Source organism: Acidobacteriota bacterium, assembly GCA_030949985.1.
Taxonomy (GTDB): domain Bacteria; phylum Acidobacteriota; class Polarisedimenticolia; order J045; family J045; genus JALTMS01.
Window position 1 is genome coordinate 1 of sequence record JAUZRX010000115.1, and the last position, 1,390, is coordinate 1,390.

Below are 1,390 nucleotides of genomic sequence, written 5' to 3' on the forward strand. Positions count from 1 at the left end.
GAGAAGGGGAAAGCTCCTTATCAGCTCGAAGCGTTCATGCACGGGGTCGCTGAGCAGTATTATCGGCAACTCGTAGAGGATCTAGCAACCTACAAGAAAGCTCATAATCACGTGCTGGACAACTGGAGTCTAGCAGGCTGGACGGTGAAGGATGGTGGTGGTCAACTTGTGCTTGACGACTTTGGTCGATCATCGGGACAATGGCGGCGCGTGTATGAGAGGGGCAGCGAAACGGACGTCCTGACGATCTCGGTTGTAAAGGGAGATGTCCAATGGTGAAGATGTCGCGGTGCTCCTCGACTGGAATGCGGGTGGTGGTGCTCGTCGTTGGTCTATCGGTGCTGGATGTATCCTTTTCTCCTTCCATGGCCAGCACCGCTGACAGCGGGTGGGGATACTGGGAAGAATGCATGGCGTGGCTTGGTCCTTACTACGAGCATGGTTCATTCCCCAGTGAAGCCGTGCTTGTTGAGGATCGTGATTGGCGGCAGAGAGCAAGGGAAACCACTTCTCGGTGTGATTGGTTTTTTACCATGATAACTGGCATCTGGCGTGACCAGTACAGCCCGGATCGTCGTGAGGATCTCCCTGAACGATGGCGGCTCTGGGCCGGCCGGCATTTTGCCGATGTGGACATCAGGCGGGATCCTCACTATGAAACATGGGCGGCAGTGCCGCGGAAAGCGTGCGTGGGAGGCCGTGGGGGAGATGGCGGGTTGACGGGTCGGATGTGGCTGGAAACGTACGACGATGGTTCGAGTCGCAATGCGGAGGTCATGGTGTGTCTCGAGAATCAAGCGGAAACCAGCTTGGACCTTGCGTTGCTAGCAATCAACGTTAAGGTCAACTCGGACGCACATGTTGTCAAGCTGGCGCTTCGGTTTCATCGGGATAGGATGAAGGAAGTGTTTTTATCTGTCGATCCCTTGACTGGAGAGCCCCCGCCATTTGGGACCAGGGGTTTATGGTTCTATCGATTGGATCCAGGCTCCAGTATGCTATTGATCGAGAGTTTGCGGTTGGAGGGTGCGGTCGACCAGTGGTGTCTGATGGCTGACATTGCGGGCTATCACGCGGTTGACGCATACATCGAGTGTTTGCGAAACGGGCAGGTGCCGTGCGACGTCAAGGAAGGCACAGTGCACATTGAAGGTGGGAGATGTAGGGATGAGAATCGAGAGAAGGGTAGTGCTGTAGAGGTAGATTGAACCTACAATCACGATGGCGATGGTGCGCCGGCATAGATTGAATCGCCGCCGGTGAATCGGAAGCCCAGGAATACACCATGGACGAGTTGGGGCGCCTGGTGGAGTTCGAGCAGGGGCTGTTTACCGGCGGCGCCCTGGATACCGGCGCGCTGACGGCCCAGCACCAGTGGCGCCTCGACGAA

General features: G+C 56.5%; 2 protein-coding genes. Both read left to right on the forward strand.

Annotated elements, in window-relative coordinates; all coding sequences use genetic code 11:
• A partial coding sequence (locus Q9Q40_15015) for a hypothetical protein (GenBank protein ID MDQ7008530.1) occupies positions 1-279 on the forward strand: 279 nt, incomplete at its 5' end.
• The gene (locus Q9Q40_15020) at positions 273-1,208 is read left to right on the forward strand and encodes a hypothetical protein (protein MDQ7008531.1); all 936 of its coding nucleotides are present in this window, start codon (positions 273-275) and stop codon (positions 1,206-1,208) included. The genes Q9Q40_15015 and Q9Q40_15020, both read left to right, overlap by 7 nt.
• The last annotated feature ends 182 nt before the right edge of the window (positions 1,209-1,390 follow it).

Coding starts and splice junctions, on each gene's coding strand:
- Q9Q40_15020 (MDQ7008531.1), top strand. CDS start 273: ATGGTGAAGATGTCGCGGTGCTCCTCGACTGGAATGCGGGTGGTGGTG.